The 24,499-nt window shown below is 35.2% G+C and carries 15 protein-coding genes; 6 read left to right on the top strand and 9 right to left on the bottom strand.

Features of this window, described 5'->3' with window-relative positions; genetic code table 11:
- Nucleotides 1-21: 21 nt before the first annotated feature.
- From GYM75_RS03060 to GYM75_RS03035, 6 genes are all read left to right on the top strand, one after another.
- Complete coding sequence (locus GYM75_RS03060) at nt 22-5,187, top strand: autotransporter outer membrane beta-barrel domain-containing protein (protein WP_220217277.1); 5,166 nt, start codon at nt 22-24, stop codon at nt 5,185-5,187.
- Nucleotides 5,188-5,540: 353 nt separating this feature from the next.
- Nucleotides 5,541-6,791, top strand: a complete 1,251-nt coding sequence (sstT, locus tag GYM75_RS03055) for a serine/threonine transporter SstT (protein WP_220216703.1) — start codon at nt 5,541-5,543, stop codon at nt 6,789-6,791.
- Nucleotides 6,792-7,045: 254 nt separating this feature from the next.
- Nucleotides 7,046-7,651 carry a TetR/AcrR family transcriptional regulator gene (locus tag GYM75_RS03050; RefSeq protein ID WP_220216702.1) on the top strand — a complete coding sequence of 202 codons (606 nt, stop codon included), beginning with the start codon at nt 7,046-7,048 and terminating at the stop codon, nt 7,649-7,651.
- A 406-nt stretch (nt 7,652-8,057) separates the two neighbouring features.
- On the top strand, nt 8,058-13,103 hold the full coding sequence (locus GYM75_RS03045; protein ID WP_220216701.1) for an autotransporter outer membrane beta-barrel domain-containing protein: 5,046 nt from the start codon (nt 8,058-8,060) through the stop codon (nt 13,101-13,103).
- Between the two features lie 312 nt (nt 13,104-13,415).
- A complete protein-coding gene (locus GYM75_RS03040; protein ID WP_220216700.1) occupies nt 13,416-14,411 on the top strand; it encodes an MDR family oxidoreductase in 996 nt (331 codons plus the stop codon).
- 228 nt (nt 14,412-14,639) lie between these two features.
- Nucleotides 14,640-16,541 (top strand): hypothetical protein, encoded by a 1,902-nt coding sequence (locus tag GYM75_RS03035; protein WP_220216699.1) that lies wholly within the window; start codon nt 14,640-14,642, stop codon nt 16,539-16,541.
- Nucleotides 16,542-16,649: 108 nt separating this feature from the next.
- On the opposite strand, the gene GYM75_RS03030 is transcribed toward GYM75_RS03035, so the two are convergent.
- The 9 genes from GYM75_RS03030 to GYM75_RS02990 are packed head-to-tail and all read right to left on the bottom strand — an operon-like array spanning nt 16,650 to nt 24,491.
- Nucleotides 16,650-17,504 carry a hypothetical protein gene (locus GYM75_RS03030; RefSeq protein ID WP_220216698.1) on the bottom strand — a complete coding sequence of 285 codons (855 nt, stop codon included), beginning with the start codon at nt 17,502-17,504 and terminating at the stop codon, nt 16,650-16,652.
- A 23-nt stretch (nt 17,505-17,527) separates the two neighbouring features.
- The gene (locus tag GYM75_RS03025) at nt 17,528-18,346 is read right to left on the bottom strand and encodes a DUF6708 domain-containing protein (protein WP_220216697.1); all 819 of its coding nucleotides are present in this window, start codon (nt 18,344-18,346) and stop codon (nt 17,528-17,530) included.
- Nucleotides 18,347-18,392: 46 nt separating this feature from the next.
- Nucleotides 18,393-19,229 (bottom strand): DUF6708 domain-containing protein, encoded by an 837-nt coding sequence (locus GYM75_RS03020; protein ID WP_220216696.1) that lies wholly within the window; start codon nt 19,227-19,229, stop codon nt 18,393-18,395.
- A gap of 46 nt (nt 19,230-19,275) precedes the next feature.
- Nucleotides 19,276-20,115 (bottom strand): DUF6708 domain-containing protein, encoded by an 840-nt coding sequence (locus GYM75_RS03015; protein ID WP_220216695.1) that lies wholly within the window; start codon nt 20,113-20,115, stop codon nt 19,276-19,278.
- A 48-nt stretch (nt 20,116-20,163) separates the two neighbouring features.
- Entirely contained in the window at nt 20,164-20,988 is an 825-nt protein-coding gene (locus tag GYM75_RS03010) for a DUF6708 domain-containing protein (RefSeq protein WP_220216694.1), read from the bottom strand.
- 46 nt (nt 20,989-21,034) lie between these two features.
- A complete protein-coding gene (locus tag GYM75_RS03005; RefSeq protein ID WP_220216693.1) occupies nt 21,035-21,859 on the bottom strand; it encodes a DUF6708 domain-containing protein in 825 nt (274 codons plus the stop codon).
- Nucleotides 21,860-21,905: 46 nt separating this feature from the next.
- Nucleotides 21,906-22,730 carry a DUF6708 domain-containing protein gene (locus tag GYM75_RS03000; RefSeq protein WP_220216692.1) on the bottom strand — a complete coding sequence of 275 codons (825 nt, stop codon included), beginning with the start codon at nt 22,728-22,730 and terminating at the stop codon, nt 21,906-21,908.
- 43 nt (nt 22,731-22,773) lie between these two features.
- Nucleotides 22,774-23,604, bottom strand: a complete 831-nt coding sequence (locus GYM75_RS02995) for a DUF6708 domain-containing protein (RefSeq protein ID WP_220216691.1) — start codon at nt 23,602-23,604, stop codon at nt 22,774-22,776.
- A gap of 47 nt (nt 23,605-23,651) precedes the next feature.
- The gene (locus GYM75_RS02990) at nt 23,652-24,491 is read right to left on the bottom strand and encodes a DUF6708 domain-containing protein (protein WP_220216690.1); all 840 of its coding nucleotides are present in this window, start codon (nt 24,489-24,491) and stop codon (nt 23,652-23,654) included.
- Nucleotides 24,492-24,499: the final 8 nt, after the last annotated feature.

Below are 24,499 nucleotides of genomic sequence, written 5' to 3'. Positions count from 1 at the left end.
TAATATAAATGAGAGATTACCATGAATAAAATATATAAGTTGGTATGGAATGCACAGCGTCAAGCTTTTATCGTAACTTCAGAAAAAGCACAATCTAAGAGTAAATTATTTTTCACCAATTTACTGTCAATAACAACATTAACGTTAGCCTCGATTTCCATAAGCTATGCACAATGTATTGATAATCTTTCAGACAGTAATACGAATTGCCAGCAGCAAAGTGATCAACAACCATACGACAATCATCAAGTTAGCCAGCAAACTCCAAAATATTTTCAATATCCTTACTCAATAACTAATTTAAACAATTCGGTAGAAATCACACTGCCAAATCATATTGAATCGAATGACGATGGTTATGATTACTCAAGTAGTTCTGATGTCGATAATTTAACTGTGAATCAGCCAGCGGGTGAAATCATTGGCGGTAAATATGGCATTAACATCAATCATAATGGTAAAGGCTCTACAAATCTTACCATTTCTGGCAGTGTTATTGGAAAGACAAATGCGGGGATACAAGTCACACATGCAATTGATGCCCAAGATTTAAATATTACAGAATTAGTTGGTGCTAATATTCATGGACAAGAATTTGGTATCCAGGCAATAAATAACGGGCGTGGGGTAACAACAATTACCACCTCAGAATCCGTGATCGCTGATAAGGGGATTGCTATTAATGTGGAAAATAACGTTGATACTAAAGGTTTAAATATCACGCAATCGGCTGGCGTCATTCATGGTATATTAGCGATTAGAGCTATGAATAATGGTAAAGGTTCATTGAACATCTCAACGTCGGGAGAAGTCATTTCTGACTCAGGAGATGGAGTCTACGGAATCAACAATTCAAACGCAAGTGATATTACTATTGGTCAATATGGCGGTTCAATCAAAGGTGCTCTAAATGGGATTTTTGCTAATAATGCAGGCAACGGTTCAACTACAATCACAACGGCTGGAAACATAACAGCACAAACACAATATGGCATATTCGCTCATAATGATTACAATACTCATGACTTAACAGTTACCCAGTCTAATGGACATATCACTAGTCAATCCCACGGTATGAAATTGGAAAACTATGGTAATGGTTCAACAGTCGTAACCACGTCGGGGGATATTATTAGTCAGGAAGGAGATGGGATAATAATCGATAATTTAAGCAATACCAAAAAACTTACATTTAACCAATTAAAAGGCAGTATAACTGGCTATCATCAAGGTATTAATTTAATCCACACTGGTAATGATGCTATGTCAATTACCGCCAATGGGGATATTATTGGTCAACAATCAAATGGTATAGCCGCTTTTGGCGCTGCAAATACTCAAGAATTAACTATCAATCAATTGAAAGGCAATATTATTGGTTACACTATTGGTATTTTTGCTCAAAATCGCGGCACAAATTCAACACTGATAACCACTTCTGGCAACGTAACAGGACAAAATTTAAGCGGAATATCTGTTCAGAATGATACTAATACGCATGATATCACCATAAACCAAGCATCCGGTACAATCCATGGGAATTTAAATGGGATTGAAACTTTCAATATGGGTAATGGCACAACGCTAATTACAACTGCAGGTGAAATAACCTCAAGCTCATCAAGTGGTATCTATTCGATGAATTATAACAATGCGAAAGATATTAATGTGATTCAATCAATTGGAAGCATTTCTGGAAAAAACTATGGTGTTTATCTTGATAATAACGGTAATGGTTCAAGCTCTATCACTGTAGCTGGCAACGTTACTGGCGATAGTAAAGATGGTTTATTTGTTAATAATCATACTAATACTAAAAATCTAACCGCTAAACAATCTTCGGGTATGATTCAAGGAAAAGAGAATGGTATCAATTATAACAATTCTGGTAATGGCTCAACCTATATAACAACTTCAGGCAGTGTAAGTGGTGAAGAAAATGATGGTATATATGCAATTAACGATATTCATACACATGATTTGAATGTTATGCAAACGAAAGGTAGCATTAATGGATATCTAAATGGAATCAATATACAAAATAAAGGCAGTGGCTCAACATCAATAATTTCATCGGGTGATGTGGTTGGTAGCCAAAAAAATGGTATTCATGCATTAAATGATCAATCAAGTACTAACTTTGTTGTTTCGCAAACATCGGGATTGATTAAAGGGTTACTTTATGGTGTGTACATTGAAAATAATGGAACAGGATCAACATCAATTAATACATCTGGAGATATTGTTGGCGGTCAAGAAGACGGCCTTTATGCAGTAGGAAATGATAATACACAAGAAATAAAAATTGGTCAACTAGACGGCAATATCACAGGATCAAATCATGGCATTAATATTTTAAATAATGGTCAAAATTCCAGTACCATTACCACATTAGGTAAGGTTAATGGATTAGAAGGTCATGGTATTAATGCTATCAATAATTCTCATGCTAAAGATCTGACCGTGATTCAATCATCTGGCGAAATTAATGGTAAATTAAATGGCATTAAAATGCTCAACAATGGAACACGTTCAACCCTAGTCAGTATAGCCAGTAACGTTACCGGTAACTCGCTTGATGGAGTAGAAGTTATAGGACAGTCTTCAACCAATAATTTGATATTTGGACAGATAAAAAACAGTGAAATTAAGGGATATATTAACGGCGTTAATTTATTAAATAATGGACAAGGTTCAACAGGATTAAAAGTGGCAGGGAAAATAAATAGCCAAACCCGAGATGCTGTCCTTGTGGTTAATGATACCAACACGAACAATCTTTCGTTTAAACAAGAGAAAGAAGGCAATATAGAAGGCGCTTTAAATGGTGTTTACCTCACCAATCAGGGACGTGGATTTACGCATATTGTTAATGAAGGTTCAATTCTTTCTAATGGTGGTAATGGTATTTTCGTGGTAAATAAAAATTTGACACAAAACCTCAAAATTGAATCGTCTGGTAATATTAAAAGTTTTGATAATGGTATTAATGCCCTAAATGAAGGAAAAGGCTTTACCTCATTATCATCTTCATCAAATATTACAGCTAACATGGGTTCAGGAATTCATTTAATTAATGGAGAAACAGCAACCGATATGACAATTACTCAATTAAATGGCGTAATCTCAGGTTTTGATAGTGGTATTAAAGCGATAAATAATGGTACAGGCTTCACGCAAATTGATATATCGGGCAAAGTGATTAGCCAAGATAATGTATCTGGGAATGGTATTTATACTTCAGGTAAAGAAAACGCGAAAACCTATATTAATCTTAATCAAGGTGCTGATGTTTCATCAGCAAATAATATTGCGATAAGAAATGAATTAACCGATTCCATCGTCTCACTAAATAATGGTTCTAAAGTAAGTGGAGAAATCAGATTAGGTTCGGGCAATGATACCTTGATCATGAATCAAGGTGCCGATATTTCTGCACTCACTATCATTGATGGTAGCGAGAAAAAAAATCAAATCAGGCGCGCATCTGAACTTGATACGCTCATACTGAATTTACATCTTACAGGTTCTTCAACCTCTAATGGTGCCATTAATAATGTTGCTATTTATAATTGGGAAGATATCACACTTAAAAATACAGGTAGATTAACATTAACAGGTGATCTTAACACCAACAAGCTAACGCTTGAATCTGGTGCTGTAGTTGACCTGCACCCTTCTCTTCATCAAGTTAAAGTTAATGGTAACGTCTACAATGGTGGAACAATCACTTTAAGTAACACTTTTGCCGGCGATAACATGACAATAAGTGGTGATTACATAGGTAATAATGGTAAATTAATACTCGACACCGTTGTTCAAGACAGTGATAGTCCAACAGATAAATTGATTGTAAACGGTAACACGTCGGGCAATACATTTATCAGCATCAATAATATTAATGGATTAGGTGCGGATACAGGTAATACCAATGGCATTGAAGTCGTTCATGTTGATGGTACGAGCACGAATGATGCATTTAGCATTGAAAATCAACATATCGATGTGGGCGCTTACGAATATATCCTATATAAAGGTGATATTAATAAACAAAATAATAATTGGTATTTACGATCATTTCTGATTAAAGATCCAGAGCAACCAATTAATCCGGACAACCCAACAAACCCCGAAAATCCGACTAATCCGGATGATCCGAACAATCCAGATAACCATACAGAACCTACCGACCCGATTATCGACCCTGATCCGCAAGATCCTAATGTAACCCCTGGAACAATAACATACCGAAAAGAAGTCCCAATGTTTGCTGCCATTCCAGCCCTATTACGTCAAGCTGATAATATTATGCAAGGCAATATGCACCAACGTATCGGCAATACGCCATTTTTAGATTCACCGATGACTTGGGGCCGATTCATTAATAAACGAATCAATTTACAACAGAGCGGTATAGCTAACGCGCATAGCAAAGGGAATTATACAGGCTTACAGTTAGGTAGTGATATTTTGCAGAATAAAGAATGGCGTATGGGGGCTTATTTTGGTTATTTGCGTGGAGATTTAAGTGTTGATGGCTTTGCGAGTGGCAAAAATGGTCGAGTGGGAAGTAACAAAATCGATTCATACTTTTTAGGTGCATATGGTACTTATATGCAAGACAATGGCACATATGTGGATATTGTTTTACAAGGTGCGCATCATCATACCGATGTAAAACCGAATGGAAATAAAAACAGCAAACAAAAAGGATACGGTTTCAGTGCATCGATCGAAACAGGCAAAACCTTTAACTTATCGGATAGTGGCTGGAAGTTAGAACCACAAGCTCAAATCATTCACCAATGGTTAAATTTGGATGATAGTCATGTGAGTGGAAACACTAAAATTAAACAAAGTCATATCAATAAATGGTTATTCCGTGTTGGTGGTCGATTTGAAGGTCTATTCCAAACCGAAACCGGTATTTTACGTCCCTATGCAAGGGCGAATTTATTCTATTCACCTAATGGCGCCGATCGTATTAACTTTGCCAGCCAGAGTGCATCAACAAAATTCAGTAATGGCGCAAAATACCTCAGCTCAGAAATTGCACTCGGTGGCAGTTATGAATTAAACAATCAAATGAGTATTTACACTGAAGTTGGGCATACGTGGACTAATGGTGGAAAAGCAAGAGTTAAAGCGCCTTTCAGTAGTTCAATAGGTATTAAAGCCAACTGGTAATATTACTTAGCATCCTAATTCAAAAACAGATAAAACCGATAAAGTTGTTCCTATCGGTTTTATCTTTATATTTGTTTACTAATTTTATTATTAAACCCCAATCATTCATCTAATCACGCTTCCAAATCGATAAAAACTAAAATTATATTTTTAGACTTTTGTGATATTAATTATCGTTTTCTAGCAACGATTTAAAATCGCTTTCACATCACTTCATAATTAATCTTAATAATTATCTTAAGCGCTATATAAAAAAACATTATGATAATGATTATTTTCTATAAAGATACTAATGAATTATGGTACTGTTTCGGCTTGTTATACAGATTTTGTTTCAAAATAGGAAAACAATTATGAGTCAATCATCCAATCCATTAGTTCGTTTCTATCTGAAAGTAGGATTAATACCACAGATACTATTAGGATTAATTTTAGGCATTATTTTGGCTGCCGTCTCAAAAGAAACCGCCTTAGATATGTCTTTGATTGGAGGACTTTTTATTAATGCGCTTAAATCCGTTGCGCCAATACTGGTTTTAATTCTTGTTATTGCCTCAATTGCCAATCACCAACGAGGTAAACAAGCAAACATGAAACCCTTAATTGCGCTCTATTTGACTGGAATGATGTTGGCAGCATTATTAGCCACCGTTGCCAGCTTTCTATTTCCGTCGCAAATCTCATTTGGTGATACGCTTGAAAATTTAACCCTTACTCCACCTAATGGCATTTCAGCGGTATTAAAAACCTTATTAGAAAAGATGATCGATAACCCTGTTAGTGCCCTTATTAACGCCAACTATATTGGCTTAATTATATGGGGTGTGGGCATTGGTTTAGCCTTAAGGCACTCAAGTGAAACAACCAAAACCATGATGAGCGATTTGTCTTATGCTATCTCATTTATTGTGAGAATTATCATCCGTTTTGCGCCCCTTGGTGTATTTGGACTTGTAGCATCAACACTGGCAGAAACAGGCTTTGGTGAATTATTAAAATATGCGCATTTACTGATTGTATTAGTCGCTTGTATGCTGATTGTTGCATTAGTGATTAATCCCCTACTCGCATTTCTGGTTATGCGTAAAAACCCTTATCCATTAGTATTTACATCTTTAAAAGAAAGTGCGATCCCCGCCTTTTTTACCCGTAGTTCTGCCGCCAATATTCCTGTTAATATTGAAATCTGTAAAAAATATAAAATGGATGAAGATACCTATTCGGTTGCTGTGCCACTTGGTGCTGCGATTAATATGTCTGGGGCGGCAATTACCATAACCGTTCTGACACTTGCCACTGTCAACTCAATGCCAGCAAGTGCTAATATCCATGTCGATATCTACTCAGCACTTTTACTTTGTATTATTACTTCTATATGTGCTTGTGGTGCATCAGGTATTGCCGGTGGCTCACTGCTTCTTATTCCGGTTGCCTGTAGTATGTTTGGCATACCGAATGAAATTTCAGCAAAAGTGATTGGTATCGGCATTGCAATAGGTGTCATTCAAGACTCCGTTGAAACCGCATTAAACTCATCCAGTGATGTGGTGTTTATCGGTGCTGTATCATCAGCAGCGCAAAAGAAACAATCGGCATTAAACTGACATCTTATTTTTTCATGAAGGATTATTTAAACAATAAGTTAATCAAACAAAATACTTCACTGCTTAAATACCTCCCAAAAGCATGATAATCTAACCATTATCATGCTTTGCGATGAAAGTCACATTTTAACAATGTTATAGACACCATTCATGATGGTGTCTATAACCCACATGCACAATAAGATTGCTTTTATTAAAACGACTCATTATTATGAGAATCTTTTTAACAATTTGAAAACCCCCTATAAATCACTATGTCAACACAGTCATTCTCAAAAAAAGGTAACGACACTAAAGCAGCATTGATCCGTAGTGGCATGGCGTTAATGACAACTTATGGCTACCTATCCTCAAATCTAGAAAGTATATTGAAACAGGTTGGTGTACCCAAAGGGTCATTTTATTACTACTTCAAAAGTAAAGAAGATTTTGGGCGAGCCATTATCGCGTCTTATGATAGCTTTTTTAGTCATAAATTAGATAAACATCTAACCGACAGCTTAATATCATCACCACTTGCGAGAATCAAAGCTTTTTATGAAGATGCTAAACAAGGCATGGCAAAATATGATTTTAATCGTGGTTGCTTAATTGGCGAACTAATCCAAGAAGAATCGTTATTACCGGAAGGGTATGCACAACTACTTGAACAGATTTTACAAAATTGGCAGACCAAACTAGAACACTGTTTATTACAGGCACAACAATGCGGAGAACTGAGTTCAGCGGTAAACTGTAAAGCCCTTGCAGAATTTTTTTGGATTGGTTGGGAAGGCGCCGTAACTCGTAGCAAATTAATAAAAAAATCGGCACCTTTAGATCTGTTTATTCAACTTTTTTTAGATAAAATAATTCAATAATACCAATGGTTAATTATGATTTATTCCCTCCTAACCAATTCATGTTACGCACACTTAAATAACCTTTAAAAGACAATTTATATTATTTTGATTGCCTATCATTAGGCAATATGATACAAATAATAGCGAATTATCGTACTATCTTTTCAAGCAAAAAATAATCGATAATTTCAATAGACAATCTTTTCACCTTGTACTTCGTTTCATCATTTTATTTGTAAATAAAGCGATTTTATTTGTATTCATAAATATCTTTACATAATGCATTAAATTTTCATAAGTTTTTTGTATCTCGTTACATTAATAACAAATATTCATTTGGTTAATTTTCTATCAGCATTTTCATTTAAATTAAAAGCTATATTTTACATAAATATAAATATCTCTGATTAAGTGAGAGGAAATAATGAACAAAATTTATAGGCTTATTTGGGATGCAGTACGTCAAAGTTATGTACCAACTTCGGAAAATACCCAAACAAAAGGGAAAAGTTTTTCGGTCAAATTGCTTACTGTTGTGAGTTTAAGTATGGTATTAACAAATTACAGTTATGCAAGTGACACGGCAAACGATTTAAATAATGCAATTGTTTTACAAAAACACAACATTAATCAATCATTAAATTTGCCATACGGCGGTAATCCTCTACAGAATTTTATTAATCACAGCGCTGGCATAAGTATTTTTGCCACCTCAAAAAACATCACTATATCAAACGACATTAACAACTCGAGTGATGGATACGATTACACAACCGACAGTAACACCAGTGATTTTACTTTTAACCAAGCGGCTGGCTCCATAACTGGTGAAGCCAGTGGAGTGAATATTACTCACGGCGGTATTGGTTCAAGTAACATCATGCTATCAGGCGTGATTACAGGAAAAGCTGAGAATGGGCTCGCGGTAAACAATACCGAAACCACAAAAGATTTAAAAGTATCACAAATGGGTAACAGTACCATTCAGGGTAAAAAAAATGGGATCAAAGTCGAGAATAAAGGTAACGGAACCACAACACTAACCACTTCTGGACGCGTTGTTGGTGAAGCAGCCAACGGAATACAAGCTGATAATGCGACAAGTGCAAAGGATCTTAAGGTTATCCAACTGATAGGAAGTATATCGGGCAGAACAAACGGTATTTATGCAAACAATAGCGGAACCGGCTCGACAACGGTCACTACCTCTGGCGAAGTCATTGGTAGCCAACATGAAGGAATTTACATATTTAATGATACCACAGCCAAAGACATCACCGTTACACAAATGAATGGCAGTAGTATTAAAGGCCACGCAAATGGTGTCAATATTATAAACAACGGTATAGGATCGACGTTGATTAATGCATCTGGAAGTGTTGAAGGTCAAACAGCAAATGGCATGTTTGTCGTCAACAAAGAACATACAGAAGATCTCACCGTTAACCAATTAGAAGGCACGATTCATGGTAGTACAAATGGTATTAACATGACAAATAATGGTAACGGTTCAACACTGGTTACGACTTCAGGTGATGTCATTGGTGATCAAAATGACGGGTTATTCAATGCTAATCATGCCAATGCCCATGACCTCACACTTAATCAGTTATCCGGCAAGATTCAAGGTAAGCAAAACGGGATCAATATGGCGAATAATGGTAAAGGCTCAACCTTTATCACCACCTTAGGTAATATTATTGGTACTGAAAATGATGGGCTATACTCCTATAACGGTAACAGTACGCATGACCTTACTGTGCATCAATCTGGGGGCACTATAAATGGCAAGCTTAATGGCATCAATCTTGCCAACCAAGGAAACGGATCAACCACCATTAACTCAGTGGGTGATGTCATAGGCGAAAATAATGATGGCATGTATGTGGCGAATGATGTCAACACGCAAGATCTGACGATTAAACAAAACGGTGGCAAAATCAGTGGCAATACGAACGGGATTAATCTTGCTAATAAAGGAAAGGGATCCACATTCATAACAACACAAGGAAAAGTGTTAGGCAACCAAAATGATGGTATGTTTGCCCTTAATGATACTACCACTCAGCATCTCACCGTCGAACAATCAGACGGAAGTATTCAAGGTAATAAAAATGGCATAAACATGGCGAACAAAGGCAATGGTTCAACCCAAATTACCACATCGGGTGAAGTCATTGGGAAAAATAATGATGGTATGTATGCCTTTAATGATATCAACACACAAAACATTACCGTCAACCAAAAAGGTGGAAAAATTTCTGGTAATTTAAATGGAATAAACATGGCCAATAGCGGTAAAGGTTCAACCACTATTACCACATCAGGCGAAGTATTTGGCAATAATAACGACGGTTTATATGCCGCGAATCAATCAAACACTCAAAATTTATCTATTACACAATCGGCAGGCATCATTAACGGGAATGCCAATGGGATCAACATTGCCAATCATGGCAATGGATCGACGTCTATTTCAACATCAGGTGTGATAAAAGGACAGAAAAATGACGGTATGTACGCCTTAAATGGCACCAATTCACATGATCTAACCGTTAAGCAATCATCAGGAAATATTTATGGTGCATTAAACGGTATCAATATGGCGAACAGTGGTCTAGGTGAAACCAACATTACCACGTCGGGAGATGTAATCGGTGCAAAATATGATGGGTTATATGCTGTTAACGATGTCCATACAACAGATATGAAGATAAATCATATACAAGGTAACATTACAGGCCAAAAAAACGGTATCAATATTACCAACAAAGGTAAAGGTTCATCTTATATAACATTAACCGGTAATGTAACCGGTTCAACTTATGATGCAATCGTTGCTTCAAATGATTCAACCGCTAATGATTTATCGGTAATACTTGATAATAATGCCACCATTACAGGACAACTCAATGGCATCAATTTAGTGAATAAAGGTCGTGGTTCAACCTCTATTAACATTAATGGATCTGTCCTAAGCCATTCTTTAGATGCAATCATTGTGGCTAATGATGTTACAACAAAAGATTTAATCTTTTCACTCCAAAATCAGGCACATATTCAAGGAAGTAAAAATGGGGTCAATCTGACTAACCAAGGATTAGGATCGACATCCATTACTGTCGGAGGTAACATTCAAGCTGGACGTGGAGATGCGATTTCAGCGTCCAATAAAAATAAAGCTCAACATTTATATATTGAACAAAGGGCAACCAGTAACGTAACCAGTTCAGATAATGGTATCAATGTGAGTAATTTAGGAACAGGGATTTCATCTATTATTGTATCAGGAAATATTAATGGTGATAATGGTTCGGGAATATTAGTTAAAAACGGCAATACATCAAGCGATCTCATCTTATCCCAAAAGGCTGGTAGAATAATTGGACTAAATAGTGGGATTAATGTCACCAATAACGGGACAGGCATAACTAAAATTGATATCGCAGGCACGGTAGTTGGTAAGGGGCAAAATCAACTTAACCTTCCTGGTGCTGGCATTTACTCATCAGGTAATGTTGGGACAAAAACCTATATCAATCTTAATGCAGGATCGGATGTTTCAGCCCTAGTAGGCGCATCAATTAAAAATGAAATTAGTGATGCGATAATTACCCTCAATGATGGTTCAAAAATCAGTGGACAAATCCTACTTGGCACGGGTAATGATACCCTCACCATTCATAAAAATGCGAATATTACCGACCTCACGATTATTGATGGTGGTAGTGATACAATACGCAGTTCACAATCATCGTCAACCGATACACTGAATCTTTACCAAGATCTGACAGGATCATCAACAAGTACGGGGCGTAGTGGCGATGTATCTGTGCTAAATTGGGAAAATATCAATGTAGGGCAAGGGATAACATTTACATTAACAGGCGATTTAGATACTCAAAACCTTACCTTAAACGCTGATTCTGTTTTGAAATTACAAACATCATTAAATCAAGCTACGGTAAACGGTACCATCAATAACGCAGGTACCATAACGCTGAGTAATTCAAAGGCTGGCGAAAATTTAATAATTAACGGTGACTATGTCGGCAACAATGGTAAATTAATACTGGATACCGTGGTACAAGGTAGTGAAAGTGATACCGATAGATTAAATGTGAATGGTCATGTAACTGGACAAACACAATTACAGATAAATAATGTCAATGGAATTGGGGCGGACACCACAAATACAAATGGCATTAAAGTGGTAAATGTGACCGGTAGTAGTACCAATGACGCATTCAATCTTCAAGGTGGACATTTAGATGTCGGCGCTTTCGAATATTATCTTTATAAAGGTGATCTCAATCATCAAAATGATAATTGGTATTTACGCTCCTATTTGGACAACCTAAATGAAGATCAAAATACCGACAAGAATAATACTCATTCAGAGAATGAAGAAAATAACTCGGGTACAACTGATTCTAACGATGACGAAAATAATCACGATTTAAACCCTATTATTGATTCAAATCATCAAAAAGATCAGAAGAATAATACCAACAACAAACGTTTAACTTACCGAAAAGAGGCCCCACTTTATTCAGCGGTGAGTAAGCAATTACGTCAAGCGGATATTATCATGCTTAGCAATCTGCACCAACGCATTGGTAATACGCCAAGCAACGATGTCACTAACACATGGGGTAGATTCATTGCAGCGCGCAATGATATCAAACAAAACGGCGTATTGAATACTCACAGCAAAGGAAATTACACCGGTTTACAATTAGGTAGTGATATCTGGCAAGATAATGACTGGCGTATAGGTACTTATTTTGGTTATCTATACGGTGACTTAAAAGTTAACGGGTTTGCTAGTGGTGTAAATGGACATGTTGGAAAAAATACGACTAACACGTATTTTGTTGGTGCTTATGGGACTTACACGCATGATGACGGCAGTTATCTGGATTTAGTGGTGCAAGCTGCACGACATAAAGTCAATATCAAACCAAACAGTAACACCAACAGCAAACAAAAAGGCTATGGCGCCACCGCTTCACTCGAATTAGGTAAACCGTTTACATTCAGTGATATGGGTTGGAAGCTAGAACCTCAAGCACAGATTATACACCAGTGGCTCGATCTGGATAAAAGCCATATAAATGGTAACACAACCGTCAAACATAGTAATAATAATGCTTGGCTATTCCGTATTGGGGGTAGACTCGAAAACGATTTTGCTATGGATTTTGGTACATTAAGACCCTATGCGCGAGTAAATCTGTTCTATTCGCCAAATGGTGATGATCGTACCCACTTCGCTACACCAAGTTACACCAAGACAATCCGTAGTGGTGCGTCACATACCAGTACCGAATTAGCGATTGGTGGAAGCGTTGACATCAACACGCAATTTACCGCCTACGGTGAATTGGGTCACACTTGGTCAAATGGTGGCAATGCCAGAGTCAAAGCCCCAATAAATGGGTCAATAGGCATCAAGGCCAACTGGTAAATTAATATAACAACCCAATTAAAACCGATATTATGTGATCAAACAAATATCGGTTTTTTTATATTAAAGCCGTCATACAAGTTTAGGCTGACTGAAATAACCCTAAAATTAACCCGATTGATTAATACGATTGATGGCGATTTTAGCGCTTCAATAGCTTGATTAATATCTGTTGCAATAGACTAGACAATCGGTCTATAATTTTTAGACCGACTGTCTAGCAACATTAAATCAGCCTGTTCACTGACTACCTGTTCTACCAATTCAGTGAGTAAACATACCTTAGATTGCCAAATGTAATAAGGAATAACCATGTCATTCAAAGCTATTATATTAGAAAAAGATGAAAACCACGGTTTTACAAGTTCTATAAAAACCGTTTCCCAACAGCAATTACTTGCTCAACAAGGTGACACATTAATCGAAGTTCACTACTCAAGCATTAACTATAAAGATGCATTAGCACTCACTAACAAAAGTCCCGTTGTCAGGCAATGGCCAATGATACCGGGTATTGATGGCGTGGGTTGTGTCATTGAGTGTGCAAATGGTCACTATCAAAAAGGGGATATGGTCATCTTAAACGGTTGGGGATGTGGTGAAACCCACTGGGGATGTTTAGGACAATATGCCTACTTAAAATCAGAATGGTTAATTCCGTTACCACAAAATATCACCCCTTATCAATCAATGGTTTTGGGTACTGCGGGCTATACCGCCGCCTTATGTGTAAAACGACTACTTGATTTCGGCATCAAACCGCAAAATGGCGCTATACTTGTAACGGGTGCAAGTGGTGGCGTGGGTTCCATTGCCGTTGCCCTGCTAAGCAAATTAGGTTATAGCGTGACAGCCTCGACCAGCAAAATGGATGATCAAGACTACCTACGCAAACTTGGTGCAACCACTATTATTGATAGCCAACCATTAAAACAAGCGGGCAAACCACTCCAAAAAGAACAATGGGCTGCTGTTGTCGATGTCGTTGGATCACACACACTCGCAAATGCGTGTGCACAAACACAATATGGTGGCATAGTGGCTTGCTGTGGATTGGCACAAGGTATGGATTTACCAGCAACGGTTGCGCCGTTTATTTTGCGTGGCGTAACATTAGCCGGTGTTGATAGTGTGATGGCAAATTATCACAATCGTGTTGCGGCATGGCAGTTATTATCCCAACATCTTGATGCGTCAATACTGTCTCATATTGGCAAGACCATAACTTTAAACGACTGCAATGATATCGCCACTAAAATGATAGCTGGTCAAATAAAAGGTCGTTATGTGGTTGATGTAAAACAATAAAGTTAATGTTAACGCCTTAAAAGCATTCAACCCAATTTAAGAAAGCTTATCAATAATCGACAAATTAATACGGTGTGTTACACACCGTTCTGAACTCATTGAAATATAAAACAAAACTTATTACAATAACCTATACATCTAATCCATTTCGATTACTAATAACACTAATTGGTTTAACTTCTTTTAGTAAATTAAGGAGTAAGCTATTTACTCTTGAGGATCTTAAATATGGATATTCTCGAAAACAAAAAGCTATTGAGTATATTTGGTTTCAGTCTGATTTTAATCACATCATCCTTATCTGCTAAAACGGCTACGCATAACCAAACCATTACTGAAACAACAGAAAATATCAATCATATCAATATTGAAAATAATGATAATATAAAAACTCCTTATCAAGATTTCATTGACTATTTAACACAAAAAAATATAAATTTTTCAATAAATAATAATGAAATTGTCATCAATCAAAATTTTTATTTAAGAGATTATACGGGTCAACTACCTTCTAATTTATCTGTCAAAGGCGATCTAACTTGTAACAATAAAACTTCACTGACCACCCTACCCTCAAATTTATCGATTAACGGGACTTTTGATATCATGTTTTGTGGTTTTATCACAGATTTACCAAACCAGTTAACCGTAGGATTTTTAGATCTGAATAATAGCTTTATCACATCAGTACCTGACGATTTGAGCGTTGATAATTTAAATTTAAGTGAAAGTTTTATCACCCAATTACCTGATAATTTTACAGTCAAAAATGATTTAGATTTTGAGCGCAGTTTAGTAAAAAAATTACCGAACAATCTCAAAGTTGGTGGAAAATTAATCTTAAATAATACATTAATTACTGAACTACCAGAGGATTTATCAGTAGGCAGAAGTTTACATTTAGATGTAAATAATATAAAAAATATTGTTTATCGTGAACACGTTGGGGAAGAAGATATTTCTTTATTTTCGGTATATATCAACGGTGAAATACAAGTATCTGTACCACATTGGTCATTTCTTGGTAATCTACAATCCTTTGAGTCAAAACTTAATGAGAGGTTTTCAACCAGCAGTAATGAAGAATATCTTAATGCGGCCCGTGAATGTGTAGAAGAGTTGTCTGAAAAAAGAAAAAATCGGTCTGAAGCTTATAATATTGACTTAATCAATAATAATGAAAATAAGACAAACGTTGACACTGTTAATCAAACCATTTTAGACAATGATAAGATACAAGAAAAATATAAAGAGTTATTCAAACTTTTAAATGAACAAAAATTTAATTACTTCATTAAACACGATACGATTTTTATCGATCATAATCTTGAACTAAATGAAACATCCCTACTCCAATTGCCTGATAATTTATATATAAAAGGATTTTTGGATATCAATTCAAGTAAAATGACTCAGCTCCCCAAAAATCTACATGTAAGTTTAAACTTAGATGCAAGTAATACCCTATTAACCGAATTACCCGATAATTTATATGTTCACAACGAATTAGATGTCAGTAATACTCCGCTAAAAAAACTACCAAATAATTTATCAGTAAAAGATTTAAGGTTAAATAACACGTTGATAACCAATTTACCAGATAACCTGGTAGTCAATAATTTGAACTTAATGAACACCCCAATAACTCATCTTCCTAAAACGCTTTCAGTTAAACAGGATTTGATATTGAATTACAGTCAGATTAAAACATTACCGAATAACCTTACGCTAAGGGGTGACCTTGATTTATCTAATACTTCGATTTCTCAATTACCGAATAAATTATCAGTAGGAGAAAGTTTAAAATTAAATAATACGCAAATAACGGTTTTACCCAATGATTTATTCGTCGGTAAAAGTTTGCTCGTAGATGTAAAAAACATCAAAAATATCACCTACCGAGAAAATATTGGGAATGATGATGTCACACTATTTGCGGTATTTGTTAACAATGAAATACAAATATCTGTTCCCCGCTGGTCATTTTTAGGTAATATTAAACTGTTTGAAGAAAAAACGATCGAAAAATTGTCAAATGAAGAGGTGCATGAATATCAGCAAGCCGCTAAAGAATGTTTTATTGAATTAATCAACATCCGCGAAAACAGTAATAATGATCAAATACTTTAGCATTTTATTTGTAAAAACCTATGCGTTATTATTTCGAATAACTTAAACGCTAAACAAAATTGTTTAGCTAATTTTCAATAGATAACGCATCTTTTATATTCCATCATGTTATATTTGATTAAAATGTGATTTTTGATCATCAAGATCAGGCGTAAAGCCCCGTTCATCAATCACCTCGACCCAATCCGGTACGATTGGCGTTCGGCAGTAATAAGTGGCTTTGGCGTCTCGTATTTTGATTCGTTCAAATTCGGGGGTTTGTGGATCGCCATACAGTTCAGGATCGCCCGAACGGTTTAATTTTTTAAAACGCTCATGTTCAGCTGACGTATTATGAGACCAAGGTTTGGGGTAGCCTAATGTGGCAAAAATGCGATTACCGATAAAAGAATAACGACCACCCAATAAGAAAAAAAATAAAATTGTAAAACTCAAAAACATATAAAAGATTGAAAAAGTAAAAAACAGAAATAAATCGCTATCCAGACTAGAATTAAAATAGAACATAAACATACAAATCATATAAATTAATAAGCATAATACCCCTACCACTTTAGCTGAATTCTTTAATTGATACAAAGTCGGCATATCTACTGAGTGAGGAAAATATAAAGCGTGGGTTTTCGGTATTCTGACAGCATAAGATTGATAATGGTTATCATCACTTTTATCCACAACCATTTCCACATAGTCACCGTTTTTAAAGCTAATATGGGTTAATTTGCCTTCGACAAATTTACGCCCAACAAAACAACAAAATCCTTTCCCTTTCAATGTAATGCTACCTAATGAAAACATTATCAAGAAGGGGAAAAGTATTAAAATTAAAAATAGAATTACCATTACAATATTAGAAGCTATTTCATCGATTAAGCTGGAATAATATGATTGAGACTCTTTTGGGTCATCGAATATTTGCAGTTGGCTGATCGTTCCTTTTAATAAAATGTACTGTTTAAACATTTTTATCTCTATTTTTTCTTTCGTTATATAGTATATTTTTGTTTGATGTCGGCTAGCTCCTCATGCGTGGTGGCATTAAATGCTTCGACCATCCAGTCTGGCCAACCTTGACCTTCTATAATCTCTTTTTTAAATTGAAGCTCTTCATCAGTCTTATATTTGCCTTCGTTTAAGTCGATTAACTCATCAAAACACATAAAGTTATTGACCCAACCCCAAACCAGATAACTGCCTACACCAGCGCGTAATGGGTCTAATAGTATATGGTCGATTGTCTTATGGGTATGAGGTTTACATACCATTAAGATGGTGCTATTGCGTGAATATCGGGAAAAGTTATGCACCACTACCCCTTGTAAATAAGCCCAATCATACTCTTTAATACGTTTTTTACTCGGGTGTAAATAGGTAAGCGGATTTTTTAGAAATTTAAAATTATAAAAATAGCTTTCGTTGACATAAACTTTACCTGTTTTACGGTTAAAAATGATTGGGGCACCTCGGCGAGTAAATAAATTATGATAAAGTTCAGGAATTATAAGATACATAGCAACTACTGAAATGACCTCTATAAATATTGGTAACGTCAAAAAATAAATTTCATCGTCTTCATCCCATAACAGAATTAATTGTAAAGACATATACATTGCAACAGGAAAGGATAAAATAACAAGAATATACATCAATGAATGAAAAATTTGGGTTGATTTTTTTTTACGAATGAAAGCACAAAAATTATCATTGGCATAAAGTAGTCGCTCATCAGCACCCATTAAATATGTGGGACCTTTTTCTAAATCACCTATCCATCCAAGGATTTGGGGGTTATATTTTGATGGCATGCTTTTACTCCTTATTACTTATTGTATAGCGTTATATCCAAGTTTATTATGACGCTTTAACATTATACTTTTGTTTAATGTCTGCCAGCTCCTCATGCGTGGTGGCATTAAATGCTTCGACCATCCAGTCTGGCCAACCTTGACCTTCTATAATCTCTTTTTTGAATTGAGTTTCTTGTTCCCATTTGTATTTGCCATCGTTCAAGCTGATTAAATCGTTCGCACACATAAAGTTATTAACCCAACCCCAGACCTGATAACTACCAATGCCATTGCGTAGCGGATCTAACATAATATGGTCGATGGTTTTATTGGTATTGGGTTTGCATACCATTAAGATAGTGGAATTGAGGGAATATCGGGAATAGTTATGCACGACCACCCCGTGTAAATCTGCCCAATCGTATTCTTTAATACGTTTTTTATTGGGATGCAAAAAGGTTAAAGGGTTGCGTAATATCTTAAAATTAAAAAAATAGCTTTCATTGACATACACTTTACCGGTCTTACGATTGAAAATAATTGGACTACCTCGACGAGTAAAAATATTTTGAAATAATTCAGGAATAAGAATGTAAATAGCAAAACCACATGTGGTCAAACCAATTATCAAGAGAACAAGTATATGTAAATCATCTTTATGTTTTGTACTTAAAAGTAGTACAGTTAACTTAATACCAAAAAATAACGCAGCAACACCAGAAAATAAACCTAAAAATAAAATAAATGAATAAAAAATTTGATTTGATTTCGTTTTACGGATAAAAGCACAATAATTATCATTGGTATACAATAAACGTTGATCGGCACCTGTTAAATAGTTACCGCCTTTATCTAAATCACCGATCCAACCAAGGATTTGGGGTTGATATTTTGATGGCATGCTTTTACTCCTTATTCCTTATTGTATAGCATTATATCCAAGCTTATTATGATGCTTTAACATTATACTTTTGTTTGATGTCAGTTAGCTCCTCATGCGTGGAGGCATTAAACGCTTCGACCATCCAGTCTGGCCAACCTTGACCTTGAATAATCTCTTTTTTGAATTGGAGCTCTTCATCAGTTTTATATTTGCCTTCATTTAAGTCGATTAATTCATCAAAACACATAAAGTTATTAACCCAACCCCAGACCAGATAACTGCCTATACCTGCGCGTAGTGGGTCTAACAGTATATGGTCGATTGTCTTATGAGTATGAGGTTTACATACCATTAATATAATGGTAACTAGTGAGTTTCGAGAAAAGTTATGCACTACTACCCCTTGTAAATGCGCCCAGTCATACTCTTTAATACGCTTTTTATTCGGGTGGAAAAGATAAATTGGGTTATAAAGAATTCTAAAATTAAAAAAGTAACTTTCGTTCACATAAACCTGACCCGTTTTGCGGTTAAAAATTATTGGGCTTCCACGACGTGTAAAAAGATTTTGGTATAAACCTGGCAAAATAATATTAAAAAAAGCAAATATCATAGCTAATAAACCAACAATATCTACCATAAAAAAATATATATCTTCTTTATCATGAAAATTTATAAGACTAAAACATAACTCGAATCCTATAAAAATTCCTGGTACTGCCATAACTAAAGCTAAAAGAAAAAGAAATGAATAAAAAACTTGATCCTCTTCTATTTTACGAATAAAAGCACAATAATTATCATTGGCATAAAGTAGTCGATCATCCTCTCCCATTAAATATGTCGGGTTTTTATTTAAATCAGCTATCCAACCGGGTATTTGTGGACGGTATTTTGATGGCATGCTTTTACTCCTGATTCCTTATTATATAGCGTTATATCCAACTTATTATTATGACTCAATATTATATTTTTGTTTGATTTTAGCTAGCTCGTCATGCGTGGTGGCATTAAATGCTTCGACCATCCAGTCTGGCCAACCTTGACCTTTTATAATCTCTTTTTTGAATTGGGTTTCTTGTTCCCATTTGTATTTGCCATCGTTCAAGCTGATTAAATCATTCGCACACATAAAATTATTGATCCATCCCCAGACCTGATAACTACCAATGCCATTGCGTAGCGGATCTAACATTATATGGTCAATGGTTTTATAGGTATTGGGTTTGCATACCATTAAGATAGTGGAATTGAGGGAATATCGGGAATAGTTATGCACCACTACCCCTTGTAAATACGCCCAATCGTATTCTTTAATACGTTTTTTATTTGGATGCAAAAATGTTAAAGGGTTACGTAATACCATAAAATTGAAAAAATAGCTTTCATTGACATATACTTTACCCGTTTTACGATTAAAAATAATGGGGCTACCTCGGCGAGTAAACAAGTTGTGGTAAAATTCAGGAATAATAATGTAGATTGCAAAAAAACAAAGGATAAATGACGAAATAGATAGAATTGCTATTTCTGATTCATTTTCAGTATTATATACAAAAAATAAAAGTATTAATAACACCATCGTAGGAATTAACAAAATAATTAAAATCAAACTGATAAATAAATAAAAAATTTGATTTGATTTCGTTTTACGGATAAAAGCACAATAATTATCATTAGCATACAATAAACGTTGATCGGCACCTGTTAAATAGTTACCGCCTTTATCTAAATCACCTATCCAACCAAGGATTTGGGGTTGATATTTTGATGGCATGGTTTTACTCCTGATTCCTTATTGTATAGCGTTATATCCAAGTTTATTATGACTCAACATTATACTTTTGTTTGATATCAGCTAGCTCGTCATGCGTGGTGGCATTAAATGCTTCGACCATCCAGTCTGGCCAACCTTGACCTTTTATAATCTCTTTTTTAAATTGGGTTTCTTGTTCCCATTTGTATTTACCGTCGTTCAAGCTGATTAAATCGTTCGCACACATAAAATTATTGACCCAACCCCAGACCTGATAACTACCAATGCCATTGCGTAGCGGATCTAACATAATATGGTCGATGGTTTTATTGGTATTGGGTTCGCACACCATTAATATGGTGCTATTGAGGGAATATCGGGAATAGTTATGCACCACCACCCCTTGTAAATACGCCCAATCGTATTCTTTAATACGTTTTTTATTGGGATGCAAAAAGGTTAAAGGGTTGCGTAATACCTTAAAATTGAAAAAATAGCTTTCATTGACATACACTTTACCGGTTTTGCGATTGAAAATGATGGGGCTTCCCCGACGTGTAAATAAATTTTGATATATTTCGGGGATAGAAATATACAATGTAAACAAAGAAGTTAGTAATCCAATAATAACTATAATAAAAATCAAATTTTGTTTTTTAGGATCCAAACCGAAAATTAACAAAAAAAACATATAAATTACAATTAACGAAAGAAAAAAAACAACTAAGAAAATAGATGTATAGAATATTTGATCTGATAATTTTTTACGAATAAAAGCACAATAATTATCATTAGCATACAATAAACGTTGATCGGCACCCGTCAAATAGTTACCGCCTTTATCTAAATCACCTATCCAACCAAGGATTTGGGGTTGATATTTTGATGGCATGGTTTTACTCCTGATTCCTTATTATATAGCGTTATATCCAAGCTTATTATGACTCAATATTATATTTTTGTTTGATTTTAGCTAGCTCGTCATGCGTGGTGGCATTAAATGCTTCGACCATCCATTCGGGCCACCCTTGACCTTCTATAATCTCTTTTTTGAATTGGGTTTCTTGTTCCCATTTATATTTGCCATCGTTCAAGCTGATTAAATCATTCGCACACATAAAATTATTAACCCAACCCCAGACAAAATAACTGCCTATTCCCGAGCGTAACGGATCTAACAATATATGGTCAATGGTTTTATGGGTATTGGGTTTGCACACCATTAATATGGTGCTATTGCGTGAATATCGGGAAAAGTTATGCACCACCACCCCTTGTAAATATGCCCAATCATACTCTTTAATACGTTTTTTACTCGGGTGTAAATAGGTAAGCGGATTTTTTAAAAATTTAAAATTATAAAAATAGCTTTCGTTGACATAAACTTTACCTGTTTTACGGTTAAAAATGATTGGAGCACCTCGGCGAGTAAATAAGTTTTGGTATAATTCAGGTAAAACAACATAAACCCCCAAACAACAACATATAAAACATGATATACCTAAAATTTCAATTTTCGAATCATGTGAAATATTGAATACAAAAACTAACAATATCGATAAAATAGTTGCTGGAATCGAAAGAATAAATGCAAAAGAAAAAGCGAATATATAAACAATTTGATTTAATTTCGGTTTCCGAATGAAAGCACAATAATTATCATTGGCATAAAGTAGTCGATTATCGGCATCCGAAATATATGTAGGACCTTTATTTAAATCGCCAATACAACCGGGTATTTGTGGGCGGTATTTTGATGCCATGTTAACTCCTTATTCCTTATTGTTTTTTTGATATCCTAGCTTATTATGACTCAACATTATACTTTTGTTTGATTTTAGCTAACTCGTCATGCGTGGTGGCATTAAACGCTTCGACCATCCAGTCTGGCCAACCTTGACCTTCTATTATCTCTTTTTTAAATTGAGTTTCTTGTTCCGACTTGTATTTGCCGTCATTTAAACTGATTAAATCGTTTGCACACATAAAATTATTAACCCAACCCCAGACAAAATAACTGCCTACACCAACGCGTAATGGGTCTAACAGTATATGATCGATTGTCTTATAGGTATTGGGTTTACACACCATTAAGATGATGCTATTGCGTGAATATCGGGAAAAGTTATGCACCACTACCCCTTGTAAATATGCCCAATCATACTCTTTAATACGTTTTTTACTCGGGTGTAAATAGGTAATCGGATTTTTTAAAAATTTAAAATTAAAAAAATAACTTTCGTTGACATAAACTTTACCTGTTTTACGGTTAAAAATAATTGGAGCACCACGGCGAGTAAATAAGTTATGGTATAATTCAGGTAAAGCAGCATAAAACCCCAAACAACAACCTATCAAACATGATATACCTATAATTTCAATTTTCACATCATAATCATTTGAAGTATTAAATACAAAAACTACAAGTATCATTGAAATTGTTGCTGGAATCAAACAAATAAACGCTAATAAAAAAGCTAATGTATAAACAATTTGATTTAATTTCGGTTTCCGAATGAAAACACAATAATTATCATTAGCATAAAGTAGTCGATTATCGGCATCAGATATATATTTTGTGCCTTTATCTAAATCGCCAATACAACCGGGTATTTGTGGGCGGTATTTTGATGCCATGTTAACTCCTTATCCCTTTTATTATTTTTTCTTTATATCCAAGCTTATTATGACGCTTCAACATTATACTTTTGTTTGATTTTAGCTAACTCGTCATGCGTGGTGGCATTAAATGCTTCGACCATCCAGTCTGGCCAACCTTGACCTTCTATAATCTCTTTTTTAAATTGGAGCTCTTCATCAGTCTTATATTTGCCTTCATTTAAGTCGATTAACTCATCAAAGCACATAAAGTTATTAACCCAACCCCAGACCAGATAACTGCCTACACCAGCGCGTAATGGGTCTAATAGTATATGGTCGATTGTCTTATGGGTATGAGGTTTACATACCATTAATATAATGGTAACTAGTGAGTTTCGGGAAAAGTTATGCACTACTACCCCTTGTAAATGCGCCCAGTCATACTCTTTAATACGCTTTTTATTCGGGTGGAAAAGATAAATTGGGTTATAAAGAATTCTAAAACTAAAAAAGTAACTTTCGTTCACATAAACCTGACCCGTTTTGCGGTTAAAAATTATTGGGCTTCCACGACGTGTAAAAAGATTTTGGTATAAACCTGGTAAAATAATATTAAAAACAGCAAATATCATCGTCAATGAAAGAATAATAGTTACCAATGAAGCATATATATCTTCTCTATCGTCAAAATTTATAGGTAGAAAAAATAATTTGACCCCTGCAAAAATTCCGACAGCACTCATGAGCAGAGCTAAAAGAAAAAGAAATAAATAGAAATTTTGATCTGATTTTGTTTTACGAATAAAGGCACAAAAATTGTCATTGGCATAAAGTAGTCTATCATCATCCGCCATTAAATATGTCGGGCCTTTGTTTAAATCACCTATCCAACCGGGTATTTGTGGGCGGTATTTTGACGGCATTGTTGTTC

Source organism: Gilliamella sp. ESL0441 (assembly GCF_019469185.1).
In the GTDB taxonomy this organism is placed as follows: Bacteria; Pseudomonadota; Gammaproteobacteria; order Enterobacterales; family Orbaceae; genus Gilliamella.
The sequence above is the reverse complement of the archived record's forward strand: the minus strand, read 5'-3'. Positions and strand labels throughout refer to the sequence as shown.

What these genes read in the sequence shown, in the direction of transcription:
- GYM75_RS03060 (WP_220217277.1), top strand. Translation starts at nt 22, where the DNA reads ATGAATAAAATATATAAGTTGGTATGGAATGCACAGCGTCAAGCTTTT.
- sstT (WP_220216703.1), top strand. Translation starts at nt 5,541, where the DNA reads ATGAGTCAATCATCCAATCCATTAGTTCGTTTCTATCTGAAAGTAGGA.
- GYM75_RS03050 (WP_220216702.1), top strand. Translation starts at nt 7,046, where the DNA reads ATGTCAACACAGTCATTCTCAAAAAAAGGTAACGACACTAAAGCAGCA.
- GYM75_RS03045 (WP_220216701.1), top strand. Translation starts at nt 8,058, where the DNA reads ATGAACAAAATTTATAGGCTTATTTGGGATGCAGTACGTCAAAGTTAT.
- GYM75_RS03040 (WP_220216700.1), top strand. Translation starts at nt 13,416, where the DNA reads ATGTCATTCAAAGCTATTATATTAGAAAAAGATGAAAACCACGGTTTT.
- GYM75_RS03035 (WP_220216699.1), top strand. Translation starts at nt 14,640, where the DNA reads ATGGATATTCTCGAAAACAAAAAGCTATTGAGTATATTTGGTTTCAGT.
- GYM75_RS03030 (WP_220216698.1), bottom strand. Translation starts at nt 17,504, where the DNA reads ATGTTTAAACAGTACATTTTATTAAAAGGAACGATCAGCCAACTGCAA.
- GYM75_RS03025 (WP_220216697.1), bottom strand. Translation starts at nt 18,346, where the DNA reads ATGCCATCAAAATATAACCCCCAAATCCTTGGATGGATAGGTGATTTA.
- GYM75_RS03020 (WP_220216696.1), bottom strand. Translation starts at nt 19,229, where the DNA reads ATGCCATCAAAATATCAACCCCAAATCCTTGGTTGGATCGGTGATTTA.
- GYM75_RS03015 (WP_220216695.1), bottom strand. Translation starts at nt 20,115, where the DNA reads ATGCCATCAAAATACCGTCCACAAATACCCGGTTGGATAGCTGATTTA.
- GYM75_RS03010 (WP_220216694.1), bottom strand. Translation starts at nt 20,988, where the DNA reads ATGCCATCAAAATATCAACCCCAAATCCTTGGTTGGATAGGTGATTTA.
- GYM75_RS03005 (WP_220216693.1), bottom strand. Translation starts at nt 21,859, where the DNA reads ATGCCATCAAAATATCAACCCCAAATCCTTGGTTGGATAGGTGATTTA.
- GYM75_RS03000 (WP_220216692.1), bottom strand. Translation starts at nt 22,730, where the DNA reads ATGGCATCAAAATACCGCCCACAAATACCCGGTTGTATTGGCGATTTA.
- GYM75_RS02995 (WP_220216691.1), bottom strand. Translation starts at nt 23,604, where the DNA reads ATGGCATCAAAATACCGCCCACAAATACCCGGTTGTATTGGCGATTTA.
- GYM75_RS02990 (WP_220216690.1), bottom strand. Translation starts at nt 24,491, where the DNA reads ATGCCGTCAAAATACCGCCCACAAATACCCGGTTGGATAGGTGATTTA.